This window comes from Arthrobacter crystallopoietes BAB-32 (genome assembly GCF_000328305.2).
GTDB classification, from domain to species: Bacteria; Actinomycetota; Actinomycetes; order Actinomycetales; family Micrococcaceae; genus Crystallibacter; species Crystallibacter crystallopoietes_A.
Genome location: NZ_ANPE02000058.1, coordinates 22,456 through 45,303, shown reverse-complemented (window position 1 = coordinate 45,303; position 22,848 = coordinate 22,456). Strand labels below are relative to the sequence as shown.

The window sequence follows — 22,848 nt, the reverse complement described above, 5'->3', positions numbered from 1 at the left end:
CCATGAGCCGCATCCGTCCCGCCCAAGAAGCCGATGTCCCCGTCATCCTCGAACTGATCCACGAGCTGGCCCGGTACGAGAAGGAACCCGACGCCGTCAAGACCACGGAAGCGCAGCTCCATAGCGCGCTGTTCGGCCCCACCCCGGCCGTCTTCGCGCACGTCGCCGAGGACGACGGGACCGTCCAGGGCTTCGCCCTCTGGTTCCGCAACTTCTCCACCTGGGAAGGCGTGCACGGCATCTACCTGGAGGACCTGTACGTCCGGCCGGAGGCCCGCGGAGCAGGCCACGGGAAGGCGCTGCTGCAGACCCTGGCGCGCCACGCCGTCGACCACGGCTACGCCCGGGTGGAATGGGCCGTACTCAACTGGAACGAGCCCTCCATCGGTTTCTACCGCAGCCTCGGCGCCCGCCCGCAGGACGAATGGTCCACCTTCCGGCTCACTGGCGAGGCGCTGCGGGAGTTCGGCGCGGCCCGGCCGGCCGGAGTCCCGTCCTAATGAACGACGGCGCCGCCCACCGCACCGGCAAGTGGCAGGTCATGCGCGGGGTGCGGAGCGTGGAGCACTTCTTCACCGTGCCGCTCGTCCACGCGGAACCGGCACGCGGAACCATCGGCCTCTTCGCCCGCGAGTACGTTTCGATGGATCATGACGATCCGGCGGAGCTGCCGTGGCTCCTGTTCCTGCAGGGCGGGCCCGGCGGACGCGGAAATCGCGTGACCTCGCTCAGCGGCTGGATGAAAGAGGCAGCCCGGCATTTCCGCATCCTGATGCTGGACCAGCGCGGCACCGGCCTCTCCTCGCCGGTGAACCGGCAGACCCTGCCGCTGCAGGCGACGCCGCGGCCCAGGCCGAGTATCTGACGCACTTCCGCGCCGACTCCATCGTGGCGGACGCCGAGCTGATCCGCCGCATGCTCGGCAGCGGCCCTTGGACCGTGTTCGGCCAGAGCTACGGCGGCTTCTGCACGCTCAGCTACCTCTCCTTCGCGCCGGAAGGGATCCGCGAGGCGCTGGTCACCGGCGGCCTGGCCCCGCTCACCGGCCATCCCGACCGGGTCTACGAGGCGACCTTCGGCCGGGTCGAGACCCGCAACGCCGAGTATTTCGCCCGGTATCCGCAGGACCGGGCTGTCGTGAACCGCATCGCGCAGCACCTGCAGGACGTGCACGAACACCTGCCCACCGGGGAGCGGCTCACCGTCCGGCGCTTCCAGATGGCCGGGTCCTTCCTCGGCGGCAACACTCGGATCGACGCGCTGCACTACCTGCTGGAGGACGCGTTCGTCCCCACCGCCGAGGGTGATCGGCTCTCCGACACCTTCCTGGAGCAGCTGGGCCACCTCGTCAGCCGGGCATCGAATCCGCTCTATGCCCTGATGCACGAGTCGATCTACGCCCAGCGCGAGGCCAGTGCCTGGTCCGCCTGGCGGGTGCTGGAGCGCTGGCCGCAGTTCCTGCCGAAGGCGGAGGACCTGCTGCTCACCGGCGAGATGGTCTACCCCTGGTACTTCGAAGAAGATCCGGCCCTGGTTCCGCTGGCCGAAGTTGCCGGGCTGCTCGCCGCCAAGCAGGACTGGCCCGCGCTGTACGACCCGGACCGCCTGGCCGTGAACCAGGTGCCCGTGGCTGCCGCGGTCTACCGTGACGACATCTATGTGGACCGGGAGCTCTCGTTAGAGACGGCCGCCCGCTTCCGCGACCTGCAGGTCTGGGAAACCGCGGACTTCCACCATGACGGGATTTCCGACGACGGCGAGGCCATCTTCCGCAGGCTCCTCGCCATGGTGCGCAGCGGCACGAGCGGCGGGCGGGTCTGACCTCCTGCCTGCCCGCTGGAGGGAGAGTGGGCGAGTGCGGGCGTTAAGACAGTGCGGCGCCGAATGCGCCGGTAGTTCCGGCGTGCATTCAGCGCCGCATTGGTTCAGCGGGAGCGCGGTTACTTCTCCTCGACCCGCTCCACTTCGTCCGGGTGCCGGCTGGTCTCGATGTCGCGGGCGAGCTCGGCGTCGATCTTCGCCTGCTTCGCAGCCGGGCTGAGCAGGCTGGCCACGGTGGCCACCACGATGGTGCCGATGATCACGCCCAGCGACAGCGGGGTGCTGATCTCCGGGATCCACTCAACATGCTGGCCGCCGTTGATGAACGGCAGCTCGTTCTCGTGCAGCGCGTGGAAGATCAGCTTCACACCGATGAAGGCCAGGATCACGGACAGGCCGTGCTTGAGGTAGACCAGGCGGTCCATCAGGCCGCCGAGCAGGAAGTAGAGCTGGCGCAGGCCCATCAGCGCGAAGATGTTCGCGGTGAAGACAATGAACGCGCTCTGGGTCAGGCCGAAGATCGCCGGGATGGAGTCCACGGCAAACAGCAGGTCGGTCATGCCGATGGTGATGAAGACCATGACCATCGGAGTGAACACGCGCTTGCCGTTGACCGTGGTGCGCAGCTTGTTGCCGTCGAAATGCTCGCTCACCGGAAGCTTCTTGGTCAGCTTGGTGATCATGCCGCTCTCGGACTCTTCGTCCTCGCCCGAGTCGGTGGCCTGCTTCCAGGCCGTCCAGAGCAGGAAGGCGCCGAAGATGTAGAAGACCCAGCTGAACTGGGCAATGAGGGTGGCGCCCAGCAGGATGAAGACACCGCGCAGGATCAGCGCGATGATGATGCCGAACATCAGCACTTCCTGCTGGTACTTCCTGGGCACGGAGAACCGGGCCATGATGATGATGAAGACAAACAGGTTGTCGACGCTGAGGCTGTACTCGGTGACCCAGCCGGCGAGGAATTCCTGGCCGTAGTCCGGACCCGCCTGCCAGAACATCAGGCCCGCGAAGATCAGCGCGAGGGCTACGTAGAAGCTGACCCACAGGCCCGCTTCCTTCATCGAGGGCTCATGCGGGCGTTTGACCACATAGAGCAGGTCGAACAGCAGAATGGCGCCGAGGATCGCAAAGGTTGCAATCTGGAACGGCATGGTTAATTGGTCCGTCACGGAACCTTGCCTTTCAACGGTGATCCCGCGCGGATGCGCCGCGCGGGGGTACGGGTGGTCGCCGCAAGTCTCTCCGCCCGCCGGTGTCCGGTCGGGCCACTGCGCCCGGCAGGGCCGCTATGCCCCGCGTGTTGACGTCCGCAGTGTTCGGGATACTCCCCTACGCTCGGTCAAGTGTAGCGTATGGCGGCGCCGGACCTCAGGCGTGGCCGGCAGCGCGCATCTGCCGCAGTTCCTTTTTCAGTTCCCCCACTTCGTCGCGGATCCGCGCGGCCAGCTCGAACTGCAGTTCGGCCGCGGCGGCGTGCATCTGCGCCGTCATCTGTTCAATCATGGACGCCAAGTCCTCCGCCGGAGCCGCCGCAATCCCGTCCTTGCGGACCTTCTCCGTGGCCTTGTCCTTGGACTTCGTAGCGGAGTAGCCGCGTTTGCCCTTGCCGTAATCGAAGTCGCCGAGCAGCGCATTCGTGTCAGCGTCCTCGCGGGCGAGCTGGTCGGTGATGTCCGCAATCCGCTTGCGCAACGGCTGCGGGTCGATCCCGTGCTCCTTGTTGTAGGCGAGCTGGATGGCCCGCCGCCGGTTGGTCTCCTCGATGGCGTGCTCCATCGAGTCGGTGATCCTGTCCGCGTACATGTGCACTTGGCCGGAAACGTTGCGGGCGGCGCGGCCGATCGTCTGGATCAGCGATGTGCTGCTGCGCAGGAAGCCTTCCTTGTCTGCATCCAGGATGCTGACCAGGGACACCTCCGGCAGATCCAGGCCCTCGCGCAGCAGGTTGATGCCCACCAGGACGTCGAAGGTGCCCAGCCGCAGTTCCCGCAGCAATTCGACGCGGCGGAGGGTGTCGACGTCGGAATGCAGGTACTGCACCTTGACCCCGTGCTCCAGCAGATAGTCGGTGAGGTCCTCCGCCATACGCTTGGTCAACGTCGTGACCAGCACGCGCTCGTCGCGTTCCACCCGCGCATGGATCTCGCCCAGCAGATCGTCGATCTGGCCCTTCGTGGGCTTGACCACGACTTCCGGATCGATCAGGCCGGTGGGACGGATGATCTGCTGGACATAGCCGTCTGCTTTGCCCAGCTCATACTTGCCCGGGGTGGCCGACAGGTAGACCGTCTGCCCGATCCGTTCCAGGAACTCGTCCCATTTCAGCGGCCGGTTGTCCATCGCCGACGGCAGCCGGAAGCCGTGCTCCACCAACGTCCGCTTGCGGGACATATCGCCTTCGTACATGGCGCCGATCTGCGGGACGGTCACATGGGACTCATCGATAACCAGCAGGAAGTCGTCCGGGAAGTAGTCCAGCAGGCAGTGCGGCGCGGTCCCCGGACCGCGACCGTCGATGTGCCGCGAATAGTTCTCGATACCGTTGCAGAATCCCATCTGCTGCATCATTTCCAGATCGTACGTGGTGCGCATCCGCAGGCGCTGCGCCTCGACCAGCTTGTTCTGCGTCTCGAGGACCTCCAGCCGCTCCTGGAGTTCGTCCTCGATGGCCTTCACGGCCCGGCTCATCCGCTCCGGACCGGCGACATAGTGCGAGGCGGGGAAGACGTACATCTCGGTTTCCTCGCGCAGCACCTGGCCGGTGACCGGGTGTAGCGTGTGGATCGCCTCGATCTCGTCGCCGAAGAACTCGATCCGCAGGGCCAGTTCCTCGTACATCGGGATGATCTCGACGGTGTCGCCCCGGACCCGGAAGGTGCCGCGGTGGAAGTCCATGTCGTTGCGGGCATACTGCATCGCCACGAACTGGCGCAGCAGGTCGTCCCGGTTGACTTCGTCGCCGCGGCGCAGCGTCACCATCCCGGCCACGTACTCTTCGGGCGTGCCCAAACCGTAGATGCAGGAGACGGTGGCAACAACGACGACGTCGCGCCGGGTCAGCAGCGCGTTCGTCGCCGAGTGCCGCAAACGTTCCACTTCCTCATTGACCGAGGAGTCCTTCTCGATGAAGGTGTCCGTCTGCGGCACGTAGGCCTCGGGCTGGTAGTAGTCGTAGTAGGAGACAAAGTATTCGACGGCGTTGTTCGGGAGCAGTTCGCGGAACTCGTTCGCCAACTGGGCCGCCAGTGTCTTGTTCTGCACCAGGACCAGGGTGGGCCGCTGCACCTGTTCCACCAGCCAGGCGGTCGTGGCGCTTTTGCCGGTGCCGGTGGCGCCGAGCAGGACGATGTCCTTCTCCCCCGCCTGGATCCGTTCGGTCAGCTCCTTGATGGCGGTCGGCTGGTCCCCGGCCGGCTTGTACTCGCTGACCACTTCGAAGGGGGCCACCACGCGTTTGATGTCCTGGGCAAGACTCATGTCCTTAACGGTAGCCCCAAATGCGGTGAGCGCAGGTCCGTGATTGCTGCAGGCTGAACGCCGCCGGAGCCCGAAGAGTAAGTAAACTGATCAATCAGTGCAAATCCCGGCGATTCTCTTGGCCTACGCCCCTGACCGGCGGATACTGTGACCTAAAGCCGCATCGAATCGAGTAGAAGGTGCGCAGGGCTTTTGTGGCTGTGCACCTGGATGGAGATAAAGTGCCGACCGACGAAAACCAACCGGAAAGGGACGCGGCCAGGGGCGTTCCGGACGAGACGGCCGAAGGACGGAGCGGCGGAGCACCGGTCGAGCCACAGTATGCGGCGCCAACGACCGACACTCTCGAGGCCGCAAGACCATCCGCAAAGCGATCGGCGCTTCGGCGATGGGTAACGCGACGGAGTGGTTCGACTACGGCATCTACGCCGTAGCCGTCACCTACATCACGGCGAACTTCTTCCCCACTGAGGGCGGCGTTGCGTTCGCGCTCGCCACGTTCGCCATTTCCTTCCTGGTCCGGCCGCTCGGCGGACTGGTCTGGGGCCCGCTGGGCGACCGGCTCGGCCGCAAGTCGATCCTCGCCCTGACGATCATCCTGATGGCCGGCGCCACGTTCGCCATCGGCCTGCTGCCCACTTACGACATGATCGGGATCTGGGCGCCCATCCTGCTGATCTTCCTGCGCATGGTCCAGGGCTTCTCAACCGGCGGCGAGTACGGCGGCGCCGCGACCTTCATGGCCGAATACTCACCGGACAAGAAACGCGGATTCTTCGGCAGCTTCCTGGAATTCGGCACGCTCTTCGGCTTCGTCCTCGGTACCGCGCTGGTGCTGTTCTTCCAGATCGTCCTGGGCCAGGAAGCCATGACCGAATGGGGCTGGCGCCTGCCGTTTCTGGTCGCGGGCCCAATGGGCCTGATCGGCTTGTACCTGCGGACCAAGCTTGAGGACACTCCCGTCTTCCGGGACCTGGAGGACCACCACCAGGAGGAGCCGAGCGCCAAGACCGAACTGCGCGACCTGATCGTCAAGTACTGGAAGCCGCTGCTGACCATGGGCGGCCTGGTGATCGCGCTGAATGTCACCAACTACACGCTGCTCAGCTACATGCCGACCTACCTGCAGACCGAGATCAACCTCTCGGCCAACAGCGCGCTGACCCTGACGCTGCTGGGCCAGCTGGCGATGATGGTGGTCATTCCGTTCGCCGGGCGGCTGTCCGACCGGGTGGGCAGGAAGCCGATGTGGTGGGCCTCGCTGCTGGGCCTGTTCGTGGCGGCCATTCCGATGTACCTGCTGATGCGGATCAATTTCGGCGCCGCCCTGATTGGCTTCGCAGTGCTTGGCCTGCTCTATGTGCTCCAGCTCGCGACCATTTCGGCTACCTTCCCCGCAATGTTCCCCACACAGGTCCGCTACGCCGGCTTCGCCATCACGTACAACGTCTCCACTGCGCTGTTTGGCGGCACGGCCCCGCTGGTCAACGAACTGCTGATCGGCGCCACCGGCGATACCCTCGTGCCGGCCTACTACATGATGATGGCCTGCATCGTGGGCGCGGTCGCGCTGAAGTTCATTCCCGAAACGGCCGGCTGTTCAATCCGCGGCACGGAGATTCCCAGCATCGAACGCGACCGCGCGGAGGCCGCCCGCTGATCCCGGGAACTGGGACGGACTAGAAGTCCGAGGCTTCCTCGGGGCGCCAGCCGGTGCTGCGGATCCATTCCCGCAGCGCCGGCTCCGCCGTGTTCGTGAACCACTGGTCCTTGTCCTTGGCGTAGCGGCCGGCAGAACTGTCCGCGGCGTGCAGCCGGGACAGCCGCCGCTTTTCCGCCAGGTACTCTGCCGCCATCGACGGGTCCGCCCGCAGCCAATCCCGGAACGCGAGGGCATACCGCCAGCCTGGCGATCCCTGCACGCGGATGTGCACGTTGGCTCTGCGGGCCGGATCGGCATTGCCGTGCAGCCGTTTTTCCCACGCCGCGGGATTCGGTTCGGACGGCTTCGGCATGTCCCGCCACTGGCCAGGCCAGCGTGGAAAGCCAGCAGCGGCGAGGTTGCCGGCCAGGGCATCCGCATCGGCCAGCGACTCCACGGCCACCTGCAGGTCGATGACGTCCTTGGCCGCGAGTCCGGGCACAGCCGTGGAGCCAATGTGTGCGACGGCCAGGATCCGCGGGTCAGCCGCCGCGATCCGGGCAGCGAGCCGCTGTGCCTGCAGCCGCCACTCGGGCAGGGCCTCCACCAGTTCCGGGCCGCCTCCGCGAGCTATCCGTCCAGCCGCCAGATTCCCGGCGAACGGGACCAGCCGCTGCTCCCACAGTCCATCGACGGCGGCCAGCAGGCTTTCCGCGCTCGACGTGTTCGCCAGTACGACGTCCGCTGCGGCCTGCCGCTGTTCGGCCGTGGCTTGGGCCGCAATCCGTGCACGCGCATCCTCCGCGGCCATCCCCCGCAGCTGGACCATGCGCAGGATCCGCACGTCCTCCGGTGCATCCACCACGACCACCAAGTGGAAATGCGCGCCCTGGCCGGTTTCAACGAGCAGCGGGATGTCCTCGACGACGATCGCATCCGGCCCAGCCTCGGCCACGAGCTGTGCCGAACGGGCGCGCACCAGCGGGTGGACGATCGCATTGAGCTGCTCCCGCTTGCTTTGGTCCCCGAAGACAATGGCGCCGAGCGCCGCACGGTCGAGACCGCCGCCGTCGTTAATCACCTGGCTGCCGAAGCAGTCCGCGATGGCCTGCAGCCCCTCCGTCCCCGGTTCCACCACCTCGCGCGCCAAAACGTCGGCATCCACCAGCACCGCACCGAGCTCGCTGAGCCGCCGTGCCACCATGGATTTGCCCGCGGCGATCCCGCCTGTCAGTCCGACCTTCAGCATGCCGCCAGCTTAGCGGCATGCCGAAGGACCACCGCGCATCACCCTGCTGCGGGCGGAATGTTCTGGTTGACGTGGAAGACGTTGTCCGGATCGTACTGAGCCTTCACCCGGGCCAGCCGATCGAAATTGCCCAGATAGGAAGCCTTCACCCGGTCCGGTCCTTCGTCCATCATGAAGTTCACGTAGGCTCCTCCGGCAGACGTGGGGTGCAGTTCCTGCCAGTAGGCTTTGGCCCATGCCGAAATGGACTCAGCGTTGGCCGGGTCCGGGTCGATGCCGGCGATCACGCCGGCCCATCCGCCGTTGCGGTAGGCGAAGGCCGTGGCATCCGGGGCAACCTGCTGCGCTGCGCCGCTGATCGGATACAGATGCATAGTGGACAATTCGGTCGGTATCGCCTCCCCGTACTTGCTGTGGACACCGATCGCTTCGTCGGAGAGCTCAGTGCAGAAGTCGGCTTTCCAGTACCACTGCATGCCGGCCGGAAGCAGCGGATTGAACATGGATTGGAGCGACGAGAACGGCATGTTCTGCAGGCCCACCAGCAGCGGGTTTCCGAACTCGCGCACCGGGGCCAGGACCCGCTCGGCATCGGTATGCGGCCCGGTGTAGCACCAGACGATCACGCACGCCTTGCGGTCATGCAGTTCTTCGGGGAACACCGGAACGGACGGGATTCGGGTTACCCCGATCCAGCCATTGAGCTCCCCCGGCTGGGCGGGCAGGAACTCGCGGTACCAGCGCATCACGTCGCCGGTATCGGCCAGATCGTAGAAAACCGGTCCGCCGATTATGACGCCGTTCTCGCCGATCTCGTGGCAGCGGAAGCGGAACGAAGTCACTACGCCGAAGTTGCCTCCGCCGCCGCGCAGCGCCCAGAACAAGTCTCGATGGTGCTGCTCGTCTGCGGTTACCAGGGCGCCGTCCGCCAGCACCACATCGGCGCTGAGCAGGTTGTCGATGGTCAGGCCGCAACGCCGGGCGAGGTACCCGATCCCACCGCCCAACGTCAGTCCGCCGACGCCTGTCGTCGAGACAAAGCCGGACGGTGTCGCCCTGCCGAACGGCACCGTGGCATGGTCCACGTCCTGCCACAGGCAGCCGCCGTCTGCCCTCACCTCGTGGTTGGCCGGGTCGACGGTGGTGCTGCGCATCAGCGCTAGATCGATGACGAGGGCACCGTCCCACACACCGAGCCCGCCGGCGTTGTGGCCGCCGCCCCGGACGGCGACTTCCATCCCCTGCTGGCGCGCAAAGCGTACGCAGGCGACGACGTCTGCCGTGTCGGCGCAGCGGACGATCACCGCGGGGTGCCGGTCGATCATGCCGTTGTACACCGCCCGAGCCTCGTCGTAGGCAGGGTCAGCAGGTTTGATGGTGTAGCCGCGCAGTTGAGCCTCAAGCTCCTCGTACGGATGCACGAGGCCGGTAATGCTGCTGTCGACTGGGGTCGTAGACATAATGGTTCCTCCTGAATCCGGCCTCGCCAAACACAGGAGCATCCGGCCGCCCCCGCCGCATACCAGGACAGTCCGCAATGCCGATCGAATGGTAGCTGCGCGTGGCGCGGCACGGCGTTTGCTCTGTCTCCCCGGCGCAATTTTCCCACCGGTGCTGATAGCTGGCAACAGGTTTTCAGCGTGTCGCGCGCGGGTACCTGGGGTTAGGCTTGGAGGCGTGACTGCCGTGCCTCCCCCGCTCTCTTCGACCGATTCCGGGTCCAGCTACACCACCGTTGACGGCGAGCATCGGCATGAGCTGGAGATCAAGCGGTCGCGCTTCATTACGGTGCTGCGCCGGACTGAAACCGAGGAGGAAGCGCGCGCCTTGGTGGCTGCCTTGCGCAAGGAATTCCACGACGCGCGCCACCACTGCAGTGCCTTTGTCCTGGGCCCGGAGCGCCAGGTCCAGCGGTCCAATGACGACGGCGAACCTTCGGGCACCGCGGGCATTCCCATGCTGGAGGCCCTCATCCAGCGCGAGACCGCTCCGGGGGTAGCGGACCTCAGCGACGTCACCGCCGTCGTTGTGCGCTATTTTGGCGGCATCCTGCTCGGGGCCGGTGGCTTGGTCCGGGCGTACTCCGATTCGGTGTCGCAGGCTTTGTCCACTGTCCGGCTGATCCGCCGCCGGCACATGCAGCTGTTCTCCGTGCCTGCTGACCACGCCGCGGCCGGCCGGCTGGAAAACGAACTCCGGGCCGCAGGAGTGGAAGTACTTGGCAGCGAATACCAGGCTGATGGTGTGCGGATCCAGGTCGCCTTGGAAGACGCCCCCGACGTCCTGGCCGGTTTCCGCGAACGGCTCGCGGCGCTGACCAGCGGCGGCCCCGAACCGGTTCCCAGCGGCGGCCGGTGGGTGGACCTTGGCTGACTTTGACTTCGCGGCCCTGCGGCGCCGGCCGGACATCGAAGCCGGGAACCTCTTCGCTTCCGATGCCGCCGACCGCCTGCTGCTTGACACGGCAGCACCTGCCCTCGAAGCGGCGCTGCCAGGGCAGGTGGCCATCATCGGCGACCAGTACGGCGCGTTGACCCTGGGCGCTGCGGCACGGCACGGGCTGCGAGGGCTGCGCGTGCACCAGGATGGGCTGTCCGGTGAGTTGGCGCTGGCCAACAACGCCGCCCAGGCAGGCCTGGCGGACTGCTACCGCAACGACCAGCTGGACCAGGAGCTGCTGGGCGGGGCCAGGGTCGTGCTGCTGCGCCTGCCCCGGTCGCTTGAGGCGCTGGAAGAGATCGCATGGACGGTCGCCAGCTACGCTGATCCATCGGTCCGGGTCTTTGCCGGCGGCCGGCTCAAGCATATGAACACCGCGATGAACGATGTTCTGGGCCGCTTCTTCGGCAAGGTCGAGGCATCGCTCGCGCGGCAGAAATCCCGGATCCTGCTGGCGGAAGGGCCCCTGTCCGCGGGACCGAACCGCTTCCCCCTCGCGTCGGCGCACGATGTCGGCCTGGCCAATCCCCTGCAGCTGCGGGCGTACGGTGCTGCCTTTGCCGGACCGAAGCTGGACGTCGGCACCCGTTTCCTGCTGCCCCACCTGTCCCAGGCCAGGCCGGCAACGGAGGCGATCGACCTTGGCTGCGGCACGGGTGCCATCGCCGCTTACCTCGCGCTTAGCCGCCCTGGCCTGAGGGTGCTGGCCAGTGACCAGTCCCAGGCCGCCGTCGACTCCGCCGCTGCCAGTGTGCGCGCGAACGGGGTTGCCGACCGCGTCACCGTGCTCCGCGACGATGCCCTCTCCAGCCAGCCGGACCGCTCGGCGGAGTTGATCGTGGTCAACCCGCCGTTCCATGTCGGCTCCACCGTGCATGCGGGGATCGCGCTGAAACTCTTTGCCGATGCCGGACGCGTCCTTGCGCCGGGCGGAGAGCTGTGGGCGGTCTGGAACAGCCACCTTGGCTACCGCCCCGCGCTGCGGAAGCTGGTGGGACCGACGCGGCAGGTGGCGCGGAACCCGAAGTTCACCATCACCGTCAGCACCAGGGAAAACTAAGCGGCTCGGGTCCTCCGCCGCCCGGCGGTGAGCAGCCGGTTAACTGAACGGGACCCCTGCCCGAAGGCAAGGGTCCCGTTCCGGATCGTCGCGCCGTTGGCGCGTCGGATTACTGGCCGGTCAGCTTCTCGCGCAGAGCGGCGAGTGCCTCGTCGGAAGCCAGGGTGCCGGCGCTGCCGGTCTCACCCGCGGATGCGTCCGAGGAGTAGCTCGTCGGAGCGGCTTCGCCGGTCTCCGAGCCTGCCTGTGCGTCTTCCTGCAGGTGGCGTGCAACCTGCAGCTTGTGGGCCTCCCAGCGGGCCTGGGCGTCAGCGTACTGCTGCTCCCAAGCGGCGCGCTGTGCCTCGTAGCCCTCGAGCCATTCGTTCGACTCGGGGTCGAAGCCCTCGGGGTACTTGTAGTTGCCCTCTTCGTCGTACTCGGCAGCCATGCCGTACAGCGCCGGGTCGAACTCGGTGCCTTCCGGATCGACGCCCTCGTTGGCCTGCTTGAGGGACAGCGAGATGCGGCGGCGCTCCAGGTCGATGTCGATGACCTTGACGAACAGCTCGTCGCCCACGGAGACAACCTGCTCGGCCAGCTCGACGTGGCGGACGGCCAGCTCGGAGATGTGGACCAGGCCCTCGATGCCGTCTTCGACGCGGACGAACGCACCGAACGGAACCAGCTTGGTGACCTTGCCCGGGACAACCTGGCCCAGGGCGTGGGTGCGGGCGAAGGTCTGCCACGGATCTTCCTGGGTGGCCTTCAGCGACAGGGAGACACGCTCGCGGTCCAGATCCACCTCGAGGACCTCGACGGTGACTTCCTGGCCAACCTCGACAACCTCGGACGGGTGGTCGATGTGCTTCCAGGACAGCTCGGAGACGTGCACCAGGCCGTCGACGCCGCCCAGGTCCACGAAGGCACCGAAGTTGACGATCGAGGAGACAACGCCCGGACGGACCTGGCCCTTCTCCAGCTTGTTGAGGAAGGTGGAGCGGACCTCGGACTGGGTCTGCTCCAGCCAGGCGCGGCGGGAGAGCACAACGTTGTTGCGGTTCTTGTCCAGCTCGATGATCTTGGCTTCGATCTGCTGGCCGATGTACGGAGCCAGGTCGCGCACGCGGCGCATCTCGACCAGGGAGGCGGGCAGGAAGCCGCGCAGGCCGATGTCGAGGATAAGACCACCCTTGACGACCTCGATGACGGTACCGGTGACGACGCCGTCCTCTTCCTTGACCTTCTCGATGTCGCCCCAGGCGCGCTCGTACTGTGCGCGCTTCTTGGACAGGATGAGGCGGCCTTCCTTGTCTTCCTTGGTCAGGACAAGGGCTTCGACCTCGTCGCCCACGGCGACAACTTCGCCGGGATCAACGTCGTGCTTGATGGAAAGCTCGCGGGAGGGGATGACACCTTCGGTCTTGTAACCGATGTCGAGCAGGACTTCGTCGCGGTCGACCTTGACGACAGTACCCTCGACGAGATCGCCGTCGTTGAAGTACTTGATGGTTGCGTCGACGGCAGCGAGAAAGTCTTCCGGAGTACCGATGTCGTTGACAGCGACCTGAGGGGTACCGGGCTTCTCGGTGGAGGTGATGGTCATGTAGTAGGGGCTCCGATGTGGATAGTTTTCTTGGTTCCGCACAGTGCGGCTCTGCTCTGGGACCCCAGCGCAAAGCAGCTGCAGCCTTCCAACATTGCTGACTGTCCGGAAGCGGACAATATGGTATGACGCAGGATGACGCATCTGCGTACGCATTACGCGCCCACCCAGTCTAGCGGCATGCACCAATTCGGGTCAAAGCTGTGACGGCGCGCCGCCAGTCTTTTCCCAGCCCGTCTCCACGCTAGAAATGCGTGATGCAGTAGGGCGCCGCACTGGTGCCGAACAGCCGGTCCAAACGGTCGACGGCGGCGTCCCCGCCGTCCAGCCGTCCCGCACCGGCGAGGGTGCGCGCCTTCGCTCCCCCGAGGTAGAGCGAGCCGAGCACATCGACGCCTAGGGTGAGGTCGGCCGGCGCAGCGGAATCCAGCCGCTTCACCCGGCAGCGGCCGCCGTCGACATCCAGCCGGAATTTTCCTTCCGCAAGGCCCAGCGGATCCTGGATCGCGATGGCCAGGGTGCCGTCCCGCTCGAAGTGCCGGGCCTCCAGGGCTGCCGCCGGATCCAGCACCCTCAACCAAAGCATGTCTTCTTCCGACTTCACCGCATAGCGGCGGGCATCCGCCAACGCCCATGGCAGCGGATCCTCCACCGGCGCCATCGGCCAGGTGATCCGCTGCACCAGGTCGATAGACCCGAGGTAGCGCCAGAGCTCCAGGTAGCTGGCGGCGGACGACGCCACGAGATCGACCACCTTCATGGTGTGGGGCTCGGTGTCCCAGCCGGCGAACTTATAGGCCACATAGCCGGCCGGCTCGCCGTTCGGCAGGAAATGCACCGCTGTCCGCAGTTTGCGGTTCGGTTCGGGCTTCTCCCACTGCCAGCGGCCGGCCGCCACCTGTGCGTACGAATACTGGCGGTCCAAGGATCCCATCGTCCCGGCTTGGAAGCCGGCAAAGATCCGCGGCGCAAGATCCAGCAGGGCTGCAGGATCGACCAGTTCCATGGTGCCGTAGGAGCTGGAGCGCAGTTGGAACCGTTCCCGCACATCGACGTCGATGCTCCGGGTGAAGGTTGCGGCGCCAAAACCGAACCGGCCGTAGATGGTTGCTTCCGACGCCTGCAGCGCGGCCATGGCCAGGCCGTTCGCCGCTGCCTGTTCCAGGTCCTGGATGATCAGGGAGCGCAGCAGGCCGCGCCGGCGGTGGGTTGGCCGGACCGTTACGCCCGTGATCTGGTGTGTCGGCAGCTGCCTCCCGCCGCCAACGTTCAGTGCGTGGACCATGGTTCCGTAGGTGGCCACCGGAATTTCGGTGCCCCAGGCACCCGGCCTGGCCTCGTCGTCGTACGCTGCCCGGAGGATGCGGCCGTCCGCGACATAGCCGGCCGCCTGCTCTGCCACGTGTTCCGGTTCCGGCGCCCCGTCGTGGAAGCCGGCCCTTACGGCCTCGAACCAGCCCATGGTCCGCGCGTCCGGACGGCCGTCCTCCAGTCCGGCGGGAAACTGCTCGATCCGGATCGTCCCGGCTTGGTTTGCTGTGCTGGTCTCCACGACAGCCGAGCCTAGTGGGCTGCAGCCGCTTCCACCAGAGTCCGGCTGTGCTCCGGCTGGACCAGCGCCAAGTCGGGGCGAGGTCTCCCGCGGCAGCACCCGCCCGGCTCCCGGATCAGTGGCCGGCTTCGTGCCAGTTGCTTCCCACGCCGACCGACACGTCCAGCGGCACCGACAGCTCGGCCGCCGAGCCCATCTGCTCCCGCACGAGTTGTTCGAGCGCTTCCCGTTCGCCGGGTGCCACCTCGAACACCAATTCGTCATGGACCTGCAGCAGCATCCGCGACTTCAGCTGCTGGGCCTTCAGTTCGGAGTCGACGCCCAGCATGGCCTTCTTGATGATGTCCGCGGCAGAACCCTGGATCGGCGCGTTCAGGGCCGCCCGCTCCGACATTTCGCGCAGCTGGCGGTTGGTGCTGGTCAGGTCCGGCAAGTAGCGGCGGCGGCCCTCGATGGTGGAGGTGAAGCCATCCTTGCGTGCCTGGTCGACGATCCCGCGCAGGTAGTCGCGTACGGCACCGAACCGGGCGAAGTAGTCCTTCATCAGCGTCCGGGCCTCATCCACCGGGATGTTGAGCTGCTTGGACAGGCCAAATGAGCTCAGTCCGTAGACCAGGCCGTAGGACATGGCCTTCACCTTGGCACGCATCTCGCTGGTGACCTCCTCCGGGGCCACACCGAAAATGTGCGCACCGACGAAGCGGTGCAGGTCCTCTCCCTCGCGGAAAGCCTGGATGAGCCCTTCATCGCCGGAAAGATGCGCCATGATCCGCATTTCGATCTGCGAATAGTCCGCTGTGAGCAGCGATTCATACCCCTCGCCGACGATGAACACTTCGCGGATGCGCCGACCCTCCTCGGAGCGGACCGGGATGTTCTGCAGGTTGGGGTTGATCGAGGACAACCGGCCGGTGGCGGCAACTGTCTGCGCATAGGTCGTGTGGATGCGCCCGTCTTCGGAGACGGACTTGCGCAGGCCTTCGACGGTCTGGCGCAGCTTGGAGGCATCCCGGTAGGCCAGCAGCTGGACCAGGAACGGGTGCTGGGTCTTGGTGATCAGATCGTTCAGGGCGTCAGCGTCCGTGGAGTAGCCGGTCTTGATCTTCTTGGTCTTCGGCAGGTCCAGCTCGTCGAACAGCACCGTCTGGAGCTGCTTGGGCGACCCCAGGTTGATCTCCTTGCCGATGATCCTGAAGGCCTCGGAGCTGGCGGCATTGATCGTGGCGGAAAAGCCGTCCAGCAAGTCGTCCAGCTTGTCCGTCGCGATCGCGATGCCGCTCAGTTCCATCCTGGCCAGCACCAGCGACAGCGGCAGGTCCAGTCCGCCAAGCAGCTGGTTGGCGCCGCGCTCGATGAGCTGGCCGGCAAAATGTTCGCTCAGCTGCAGGGCGGCGAAGGCCTTGGCCACTGCCGGTCCGGCGGCGTCTTCGCTAAGGTCCAGCTGCAGCTGTCCGCCGCCGGTACCGCCGGAGGCCGCCACGGAGAGCTTCAAGTGGTACTGGGCCAGATCCGCCAGTTCGTAGTTCCGCCGGTCCGGCTGGATCAGGTAGGCCGAGATGGCGGTGTCGTCGACGACGCCCAGGATTTCGAGGCCGCGCTGGCAGAGCAGCTTGTAGGCGTACTTGAAATCGTGGACCACCTTGGGAGCGTCCAGGTCCTGGAGCCAGTCGGCGAGCCGCTTTTCCGCATCCGCGTCCAGGCCTTCCAGCGCCACATAGGCTGCCGCGGACGGCGACACCAGCGCGAGCGCCACGGCATCCTCTCCGGCCGTCGTCGCTTCGGCAACGACCTGCACGGCCACTGGCAGCTGGTTCGTCCCGTCCAGCCAGGCGTCGAGTTCGTCGGCGGTGGCCAGGACGACATGGTGAGGCGCGTGCACCTCGGTGTCTTCGGCTTCCTCTTCCTCCGCGAACAGCTCGAACAAGCGTTTGCGCAGGGTGGTGAATTCCAGAGCGTCGAAGAGCTCTTCGACCGCGTCCCGGTCCGGGTGCTCCAGCGTCATGGTCGCCAGGTTCACCGGCAGGTCCAGGTCCCGCAGCAAATGGTTCAGCCGCCGGTTGCGCTTGACCTGCTCGATGTTCTCGCGAAGGGCGTTGCCCACCTTGCCGCCGATCGACTCGAGGTTCTCGAGGATCCCGTCGAGGCCGCCGTACTGGTTGATCCATTTGGCGGCGGTCTTCGGGCCCACGCCGGGAACGCCCGGAAGGTTGTCCGCCGTCTCGCCCACGAGCGCGGCCAGGTCCGAGTAGCGGCTGGGCGGTACGAAGTACTTGGCCTCCACTGCGGCGGCATCCATCGGCGGAATGTCGCTGACGCCCTTCTTGGGGTAGAGCACCGTGACCTTGTCCGTGATCAGCTGGAAGGCGTCCCGGTCGCCGGAAACCACCAGCACCTCCCAGCCTGCCGACTCTGCCTGTTCGCTTAGGGTGGCGATGATGTCATCCGCCTCGTAGCCGTCCAGCGAGATCGTGGGGATACGCATGGCCTCCATGACCTTGATGATCAGGTCCACCTGGCCGTGGAACTCTTCGGGCGTCTTGTTCCGGCCGGCCTTGTACTCGGTGTATTCGGCCTCCCGGAACGTCGGGGTGTCCAGGTCGAAGGCGACGGCGACATGCGTCGGCTGCTGGTCGCGGATCATGGCGAGCAGCATCGAGGTGAAACCGTAGACGGCGTTGGTGTGCTGACCGGTGGTGGTGGCGAACTTGTCCGCCGGCAGCGCGTAGAACGCCCGGAACGCCATTGAATGTCCGTCGATCACCAGCAGGCGCTGCTGCCCGCCGCCGGAATCAGTAGTGCTGGGTACTGCAGTTGCCGTGGCCGATTGGCCGGCTGATTCCGGCTTGTTTGTTTCACTCACAGGTGCCAGCCTAGTTCCCATGAGCGACAATTTCACACCCGCAACCGAGGCCGTCAGCAGCACCGGCGACAAGACCGAGGAGCTCGCGGCGGCAGGTGTTCCGCCGGAATACTGGTCCTGGTTGCGCCACATGGGAGTCGGAGCCCTGGTCGTGAAAATGGGCATTGTCTTCTCCGAGATGTCCGCCCAACGCACTGTCGCCACCATGCCCGTCGAGGGCAATACCCAGGTCGCCGGCATCCTCCACGGCGGGGCGCATGTGGTGCTGGCTGAAACCCTCGGCTCCTTCGCGGCGTCCATCCATGCCGGCCCCGGCCGGCATGCCCTTGGCATCGAAGTCGGAGCCACCCATCACCGCGGGGCTGCCTCCGGCCTGGTCACCGGTACGGCGACCGCCATCCAGCTCGGCGGCACCTTGGCGGTCCACGAAGTGGTCATGACCGACGAGCAGGGCCGCCGGCTGTCCACGGCCCGCATCACCAACCTGATCAGGGACAATGGGTAGCAGCGGGCGTCAGCTGACCCTATGGCAACCAGCGCGGGCTACTCCTTGCCGAAGCGGTAGCGGAGCTCCACCATGCCGGCACCCAGGGTGCGGGACCCGGTCAACTCGGCGGGCGCCGTCGTCGTTGTCACCGGCAGGAGCCGCTTGCCCCTGCCCAGTACCACCGGCACGAACGTGACGATCAGTTCGTCGAGGAGGCCGGCGTCGAGGTACTGCGCCGCCACCTCCCCGCCGCCGATGACCCAGACGTCCCGGTCGCCGGCGTCAGCCGCGACATTCTGGTGGAACAGGCTGATGTCGCCGCGGACGAAGGTGATGTCCGCGCCCGGGATCCCTGGCAGCTCGTGGTGGGTGTAGACCCACGCCGGGGTGTCGCCGTACTCCCAGGCGTCCGCTCCCCCGGAGTCCAGGATGAACTTGTAGGTCTCCGATCCCATGACGAGCGCGCCGATGCCGGCCATGAACTCCTTGTAGGAGTCCTCGACGCCGTCGGCATCGTTGAACTGGAAGAGCCATTCGAGCTTGTCCTGCTCGTCCGCGATGAACCCGTCGAGCGAGCTGGCGACGTAGTACACGGTCCTGGGCATCGTCACTCCTTCTTTTTCGCGCGGCTCGGCTGCACCCGGGGCGGCTCGCCCGGCATCTTGGGATAATCCGGCGGGAAGGGCAGCTCCCCCAGGCCGTTGGCGCAATCGCGGTCCCACCACGTGAGCAGTTCGTCGACGGTTCCCGGGTTCTCGTGCATCCTGGCCCACGGGTCCCCCGTCTCCTGCAGCCGCGCCGGCACCGTAGTGATGGTGAAGTCCGCGGGTTTGATGTGCTCCAGCTCGTCCCAAGTGATCGGACAGGACACTGAGGCATGGGGCAGGGCCCGCGGGCTGTAGGCGCCGGCGATGGTCCGGTCCCGGTTGGCTTGGTTGAAGTCGACGAAAATCCGCTTGCCGCGTTCTTCCTTCCACCAGGCCGTGGTCACGTCCTGGGGCATCCGCCGTTCCAGCTCCCGGGCGGCGGCGATGACGGCGTGCCGCACGTCGAGGAACTCGCGGACCGGCTTGACCGGGGCATACACGTGCAGCCCGCGGTTGCCGGAGGTCTTGATGAACGCCTCCAGCCCGGCCTCGGCCAGGACCTTGCGCAGTTCCAGGGCGGCGGGGATTGCGTCGTCGAAATCCGTGCCGGGCTGAGGGTCCAGGTCGATGCGCAGCTGGTCCGGATTGTCCGTGTTGCCGGTCCGGGATGGCCACGGGTGGAAAACGACGGTGTTCATCTGCACCGCCCAGACCGCGGCGGCCGGTTCATCCAGCACCAGCTGCGGATGCGACCGGGCACTGGGATAGATGACCGGCACGGAGCGCACATAGTCCGGCGTGCCCTTCGGCGGGTTCTTCGAGAAGAACTGCTCGCCGTCGATATTCTCCTTGAACCGCTGGAGCGCGACCGGCCGGTCCCCGTTGGCGGCGATGAAGGCTTCCCCCACGCTGGCGACGTAGCGGGCCAGGTCCAGCTTGGTCAGGCCGGGCTCCGGCCAGACCACCCGGGACGGACTGGAGATCCGCACCTCCCGCTCGCCGTGCGGCCCGTCCACCTTCAGGAATGTCTGCTCGCTGGCCATGGCTACACCATAAGCGCAGGCCGGCGCCCGTGACGAGGGCTGGCAGCGCATCGGAGCGTTGGCACGGCATCATGGGTACATGCCAGCTGACCAGACCCTGCAGATCCGCGTCGGCGACGCGGCCGTTTCCGCCGTTTATGCCCGGCCCGACACCGCGTTCGCCACGCTCGTGGTCGCGCACGGCGCGGGTGCCGGGATGGAGCATCCGTTCCTGCGCGGCTTCACCAACGCCATGAACGACGACGGCGTGGCCACTTTGCGCTTCAATTTCCCCTATCGGGAGGCCGGCAGAAGGTTCCCGGACCGGCCGCCGGCGGCGATGGCCACCTGGCGCGAGGTCATGGCCGTCGCGGCAGAGCTATCCGACGGCGAGCCGCTGTGGGCGTGCGGGAAGTCGTTCGGCGGGCGGATGGCGTCCATGGCAGTCGCGGAAGGGATGCCTGCCGCCGGGCTGGTCTACCTCGGCTACCCGCTGCATCCGCCGGGCAAACCGGAGAAGCTGCGCGACGAGCATCTCTACGGCCTCACGGTGCCCATGCTCTTCCTGCAAGGCGCCAAGGATCCCTTTGCGACCCGGGAACTGCTGGAGGGCGTAGTGGAGAAAATCGGACCGGCGGCGGAGCTCGACTGGCTGCCGGACGCCGGGCATTCCTTCGAAGTCGCCGGCGCCAAGCGCAGCGCCGAGGAAACCGGCGCCTCCCTGGCCGGCAAGGTCACCGCGTTCCTGCGAGCGCACGGCTCCTGAGGGAACCGGGACCGCATCGCGCTCCTGGCCAGGCATGCCCCGTCAGGCGTTCACTGTCAGGCATTCACCGCCGAGGCAGCGCTGGCGGGGGCCGGATCGTGCCGCAGGTAGCTGCGCCGGAACCGCCCGGTCCCGCTGGTCAGTGCCCGGAGGTCGATGGCGTAGCGCAGCAGCTCCTGGTCCGGGACTTCCGCCGTGATTTCGGTGCCGCCGCCTGGCGCTGAATCGGTGCCCGTCAGGCGGCCGCGGCGGGCGGACAGGTCGCTCATCACTGCGCCCACGTATTCCTCCGGCACCGTGATGGCCACGGCGGAGACCGGTTCGAGCAGCTGGATCCGCGCTGCAGCCGCGGCCTCCCGCAGGGCGAGCGCCCCTGCGGACTGGAACGCGGCGTCGGAGGAGTCCACGCTGTGGGTCTTGCCGCCGACCAGCGTGACGCGGATGTCCACCACGGGGAACCCGGCCGCCACGCCCTTTTCCATCTGTGCCCGGACGCCCTTCTCGACCGAAGCAATGAACGGGCCGGGAATCACTCCGCCCACGATCTTGTCGAGGAACTCGAAGCCGGCGCCGCGTTCGAGCGGCTCCACCTCGATATCGCAAATGGCGAATTGCCCGTGCCCGCCGGACTGCTTCACGTAGCGACCATGGCCTGCCGCAGCTGAGGCGAACGTCTCGCGCAAGGGGGTAACGACGTCGACCGTGTTCACCGTGACGCCCTGGCCGCGCAGGTGGTCCAGGACGACCTCGGCGTGGGATTCACCCATGCACCAAAGGATCAGCTGGTGCGTTTCGGCATTCCGCTCCACGCGCAGGGTCGGATCCCCGGCCGCCACCTTCGCCAGGTTCTTGGCCAGCGCGGCCTCGTCGTTTCGGGAAGCCGCCTCGACCGCGACCGGCATCAGCGGCTCGGGCATGTCCCAGGCCTGGATCAGCAGCGGCTGGTCCTTGGCCGAGATCGTGTCGCCCGTCTCGGCGCTGCCGATTTTTGTCAGGGCGCAGATGTCCCCGGCGATGCAGTACGGCACGGCCCGCAAGGAAGTCCCCATGGGCGCATGCAGATGGGTGACCCGCTCATCGCTGTCGTGGTCCGGATGGCCGCGTTCGGCCAGCCCGTGCCCGGCGACGTGGATGGCCGAGTCCTCCCGCAAGGTGCCGGAGAAGACGCGGACCAGGCAGACGCGCCCGAGGAAAGGGTCCGTCGTCGTGCGCACCACCTCGCCGGCCAGCGGGCCGTCCGGATCGCAGCTCAACGGCTTGCCCTTCGAGCCGAACAGCGGCATGGCCGGCGGCAGCGCGTGCTCCAGCGGCGACGGGAAGGCGCGCCTGATCATGTCCAGCAGCTCCGCGATGCCCAGGCCCGTTTCCGAGGACGTGGCCAGCACCGGGTAGAAGGAGCCGCGCGCCACGGCGGTCTCCAGGTCCGGGATCAGGACGTCCAGGCCGATGTCCTCGCCGCCGAGGTAGCGGTCCATCAGCGACTCGTCCTCGCTCTCGGCGATGATGCCCTCGATGAGCGCTGCCCGGGTATCCTCCGCGGCCGCGAGTTCCTGTGCTTCCGCCTGACGGACCGCGGGCTGCCGGTCGCCTTTGCCGTAGTCCGACACGGTGGCGGAAAGCAGCCCCAGCAGCCCGGTGGTTTCGGACCCGGCGCGCACCGGCAGGTACAGCGGCTGCACGGTCTCGCCGAAGGCCTGGCGGCACCGGGCCAGCGCTGCTTCGAAATCCGCGCGCGGATGGTCCATTTTGCTGATGGCCACGGCGCGGGGCATCCCGACGGCCTCGCACTCGCCCCAGAGCGCCGTGGTGGCCCCGTCGATGTCATCGACAGCAGACACGACGAAGAGGGCCGCATCAGCTGCGCGGAGTCCGGCACGCAGCTCGCCGGTGAAATCCGAGTAACCCGGTGTGTCGAGGAGGTTGATCTTGACGTCGTCGTACATCAACGGAATGACGGACAGCGCAACCGACCTCTGCTGGTGGATCTCGGACGGATCGGCGTCGCTGACGGTGGTGCCGTCGGCGAGGGAACCCAGGCGCGTGATGGCCCCCGTCGCCGCCAGCATCGCCTCCACGAGCATGGTCTTCCCTGCCCCGGAATGACCCACCAGCACGACATTGCGGATCTGCTCCGGGCGGTCGGGTGGCGCCGGGGCCGCGGGGTCCGTCCGTCGCAGGTCGGCCGTCCGCCCTGAACCCTTTGCCGTCCCGTTGGTGGATTTCCCCGACATGAGCGCCTCCTGGCTGGACATCGTCGTCGTGCATTCGCCCGTGCTGTTAAGAGATTCGACACCAGGACAG

At 66.8% G+C, this 22,848-nt stretch carries 16 protein-coding genes and 1 pseudogene; 7 read left to right on the top strand and 10 right to left on the bottom strand.

Translation table 11 applies throughout. The features are described 5' to 3' along the window. Positions 1–2 precede the first annotated feature (2 nt). Both D477_RS01735 and D477_RS01730 read left to right on the top strand, forming a co-directional pair. Positions 3–500 carry a GNAT family N-acetyltransferase gene (locus tag D477_RS01735; protein ID WP_005266656.1) on the top strand — a complete coding sequence of 166 codons (498 nt, stop codon included), beginning with the start codon at positions 3–5 and terminating at the stop codon, positions 498–500. After that, positions 500–1,821, top strand: a pseudogene (locus D477_RS01730) (alpha/beta fold hydrolase). The gene D477_RS01735 and the pseudogene D477_RS01730 overlap by 1 nt, the downstream one beginning before the upstream one ends. A 119-nt stretch (positions 1,822–1,940) precedes the next feature. Here D477_RS01730 and D477_RS01725 read toward each other — a convergent pair. Together D477_RS01725 and uvrB are read right to left on the bottom strand one after the other, a co-directional pair. Beyond that, positions 1,941–2,972 carry a TerC family protein gene (locus tag D477_RS01725; RefSeq protein ID WP_005266654.1) on the bottom strand — a complete coding sequence of 344 codons (1,032 nt, stop codon included), beginning with the start codon at positions 2,970–2,972 and terminating at the stop codon, positions 1,941–1,943. Between the two features lie 217 nt (positions 2,973–3,189). After that, positions 3,190–5,298, bottom strand: coding sequence for an excinuclease ABC subunit UvrB (gene uvrB / locus D477_RS01720; RefSeq protein WP_005266653.1), 2,109 nt, complete (start codon positions 5,296–5,298; stop codon positions 3,190–3,192). A gap of 388 nt (positions 5,299–5,686) precedes the next feature. Between uvrB and D477_RS01715 the strand changes: the two genes are divergently transcribed. Next, positions 5,687–6,958: an MFS transporter gene (locus D477_RS01715; protein ID WP_005266652.1), complete on the top strand. Its 1,272-nt coding sequence runs from the start codon at positions 5,687–5,689 to the stop codon at positions 6,956–6,958. Between the two features lie 19 nt (positions 6,959–6,977). On the opposite strand, the gene coaE is transcribed toward D477_RS01715, so the two are convergent. After that, complete coding sequence (coaE, locus tag D477_RS01710; protein WP_005266650.1) at positions 6,978–8,189, bottom strand: dephospho-CoA kinase; 1,212 nt, start codon at positions 8,187–8,189, stop codon at positions 6,978–6,980. Positions 8,190–8,227: 38 nt separating this feature from the next. Continuing rightward, positions 8,228–9,649, bottom strand: a complete 1,422-nt coding sequence (locus tag D477_RS01705) for an FAD-binding oxidoreductase (protein ID WP_005266648.1) — start codon at positions 9,647–9,649, stop codon at positions 8,228–8,230. A gap of 217 nt (positions 9,650–9,866) precedes the next feature. On the opposite strand from D477_RS01705, the gene D477_RS01700 reads away from it, so the two are divergent. Together D477_RS01700 and D477_RS01695 are read left to right on the top strand one after the other, a co-directional pair. Then, entirely contained in the window at positions 9,867–10,562 is a 696-nt protein-coding gene (locus tag D477_RS01700) for a YigZ family protein (RefSeq protein ID WP_005266647.1), read from the top strand. Beyond that, entirely contained in the window at positions 10,555–11,688 is a 1,134-nt protein-coding gene (locus D477_RS01695) for a class I SAM-dependent methyltransferase (protein WP_005266645.1), read from the top strand. The genes D477_RS01700 and D477_RS01695 overlap by 8 nt, the downstream gene beginning before the upstream one ends. A gap of 109 nt (positions 11,689–11,797) precedes the next feature. Here D477_RS01695 and rpsA read toward each other — a convergent pair whose 3' ends face one another. The 3 genes from rpsA to polA form a co-directional block, all read right to left on the bottom strand. After that, complete coding sequence (gene rpsA / locus D477_RS01690; protein WP_005266643.1) at positions 11,798–13,273, bottom strand: 30S ribosomal protein S1; 1,476 nt, start codon at positions 13,271–13,273, stop codon at positions 11,798–11,800. A 244-nt stretch (positions 13,274–13,517) separates the two neighbouring features. Continuing rightward, positions 13,518–14,825 carry a GNAT family N-acetyltransferase gene (locus D477_RS01685; protein ID WP_005266641.1) on the bottom strand — a complete coding sequence of 436 codons (1,308 nt, stop codon included), beginning with the start codon at positions 14,823–14,825 and terminating at the stop codon, positions 13,518–13,520. 115 nt (positions 14,826–14,940) lie between these two features. After that, positions 14,941–17,706 (bottom strand): DNA polymerase I, encoded by a 2,766-nt coding sequence (gene polA / locus D477_RS01680; RefSeq protein ID WP_081608427.1) that lies wholly within the window; start codon positions 17,704–17,706, stop codon positions 14,941–14,943. Between polA and D477_RS01675 the strand changes: the two genes are divergently transcribed. Further along, the gene (locus tag D477_RS01675) at positions 17,705–18,190 is read left to right on the top strand and encodes a hotdog fold thioesterase (RefSeq protein WP_005266638.1); all 486 of its coding nucleotides are present in this window, start codon (positions 17,705–17,707) and stop codon (positions 18,188–18,190) included. The genes polA and D477_RS01675 overlap by 2 nt on opposite strands. A gap of 38 nt (positions 18,191–18,228) precedes the next feature. Here the strand turns inward: D477_RS01675 and D477_RS01670 are convergent, their stop codons facing one another. Together D477_RS01670 and ligD are read right to left on the bottom strand one after the other, a co-directional pair. Continuing rightward, entirely contained in the window at positions 18,229–18,777 is a 549-nt protein-coding gene (locus D477_RS01670; protein WP_005266637.1) for a dihydrofolate reductase family protein, read from the bottom strand. 2 nt (positions 18,778–18,779) lie between these two features. Next, positions 18,780–19,802 carry a non-homologous end-joining DNA ligase gene (gene ligD / locus D477_RS01665; protein WP_005266635.1) on the bottom strand — a complete coding sequence of 341 codons (1,023 nt, stop codon included), beginning with the start codon at positions 19,800–19,802 and terminating at the stop codon, positions 18,780–18,782. Positions 19,803–19,881: 79 nt separating this feature from the next. On the opposite strand from ligD, the gene D477_RS01660 reads away from it, so the two are divergent. Further along, positions 19,882–20,547 carry an alpha/beta hydrolase family protein gene (locus D477_RS01660; protein WP_005266633.1) on the top strand — a complete coding sequence of 222 codons (666 nt, stop codon included), beginning with the start codon at positions 19,882–19,884 and terminating at the stop codon, positions 20,545–20,547. Between the two features lie 56 nt (positions 20,548–20,603). On the opposite strand, the gene D477_RS01655 is transcribed toward D477_RS01660, so the two are convergent. Further along, complete coding sequence (locus tag D477_RS01655) at positions 20,604–22,778, bottom strand: elongation factor G-like protein EF-G2 (RefSeq protein WP_005266632.1); 2,175 nt, start codon at positions 22,776–22,778, stop codon at positions 20,604–20,606. Positions 22,779–22,848 lie beyond the last annotated feature (70 nt).